Annotated in this window: 1 rRNA gene; it reads right to left on the bottom strand. The window is 52.9% G+C overall.

Annotated elements, in window-relative coordinates:
- Positions 1–54: 54 nt before the first annotated feature.
- A 16S ribosomal RNA gene (locus VI01_RS24420) occupies positions 55–1595 on the bottom strand.
- Positions 1596–1802 lie beyond the last annotated feature (207 nt).

A 1802-nucleotide genomic window follows, 5' to 3' on the forward strand; every position in this document is an offset into this window, starting at 1 on the left:
TTACTTTTCTATCAGACAATCTGTGTGAGCACTGCGCGGGAAGGTATCTTCAGGTAAGGAGGTGATCCAACCGCAGGTTCCCCTACGGTTACCTTGTTACGACTTCACCCCAGTCATGAATCACAAAGTGGTAAGCGCCCTCCCGAAGGTTAAGCTACCTACTTCTTTTGCAACCCACTCCCATGGTGTGACGGGCGGTGTGTACAAGGCCCGGGAACGTATTCACCGTAGCATTCTGATCTACGATTACTAGCGATTCCGACTTCATGGAGTCGAGTTGCAGACTCCAATCCGGACTACGACGCACTTTATGAGGTCCGCTTGCTCTCGCGAGGTCGCTTCTCTTTGTATGCGCCATTGTAGCACGTGTGTAGCCCTACTCGTAAGGGCCATGATGACTTGACGTCATCCCCACCTTCCTCCAGTTTATCACTGGCAGTCTCCTTTGAGTTCCCGGCATAACCCGCTGGCAACAAAGGATAAGGGTTGCGCTCGTTGCGGGACTTAACCCAACATTTCACAACACGAGCTGACGACAGCCATGCAGCACCTGTCTCACGGTTCCCGAAGGCACTAAGGCATCTCTGCCAAATTCCGTGGATGTCAAGAGTAGGTAAGGTTCTTCGCGTTGCATCGAATTAAACCACATGCTCCACCGCTTGTGCGGGCCCCCGTCAATTCATTTGAGTTTTAACCTTGCGGCCGTACTCCCCAGGCGGTCGACTTAACGCGTTAGCTCCGGAAGCCACGCCTCAAGGGCACAACCTCCAAGTCGACATCGTTTACGGCGTGGACTACCAGGGTATCTAATCCTGTTTGCTCCCCACGCTTTCGCACCTGAGCGTCAGTCTTTGTCCAGGGGGCCGCCTTCGCCACCGGTATTCCTCCAGATCTCTACGCATTTCACCGCTACACCTGGAATTCTACCCCCCTCTACAAGACTCTAGCCTGCCAGTTTCGAATGCAGTTCCCAGGTTAAGCCCGGGGATTTCACATCCGACTTGACAGACCGCCTGCGTGCGCTTTACGCCCAGTAATTCCGATTAACGCTTGCACCCTCCGTATTACCGCGGCTGCTGGCACGGAGTTAGCCGGTGCTTCTTCTGCGGGTAACGTCAATCGATGCGGTTATTAACCACATCGCCTTCCTCCCCGCTGAAAGTACTTTACAACCCGAAGGCCTTCTTCATACACGCGGCATGGCTGCATCAGGCTTGCGCCCATTGTGCAATATTCCCCACTGCTGCCTCCCGTAGGAGTCTGGACCGTGTCTCAGTTCCAGTGTGGCTGGTCATCCTCTCAGACCAGCTAGGGATCGTCGCCTAGGTGAGCCATTACCCCACCTACTAGCTAATCCCATCTGGGCACATCCGATGGTGTGAGGCCCGAAGGTCCCCCACTTTGGTCCGAAGACGTTATGCGGTATTAGCTACCGTTTCCAGTAGTTATCCCCCTCCATCGGGCAGTTTCCCAGACATTACTCACCCGTCCGCCACTCGTCACCCGAGAGCAAGCTCTCTGTGCTACCGTTCGACTTGCATGTGTTAGGCCTGCCGCCAGCGTTCAATCTGAGCCATGATCAAACTCTTCAATTTAAAGTTTGATTTGCTGCAACAAGTGCAGCGATGCTCATCTGTAAAACGTCATAATGAATTTCATTATGTGTTCACTCGTGAGACTTGATATTTTTTACGTCCGGAGACGCTGATATCAATCCTGCGAGTGCCCACACAGATTGTCTGATAAATTGTTAAAGAGCTATGCAATCAGCGCCTTAAGCTGCTGTTGCGAGGTGGCGTATA

This window comes from Pantoea sp. SM3, assembly GCF_000963995.1.
Taxonomy (GTDB): domain Bacteria; phylum Pseudomonadota; class Gammaproteobacteria; order Enterobacterales; family Enterobacteriaceae; genus Pantoea; species Pantoea rwandensis_B.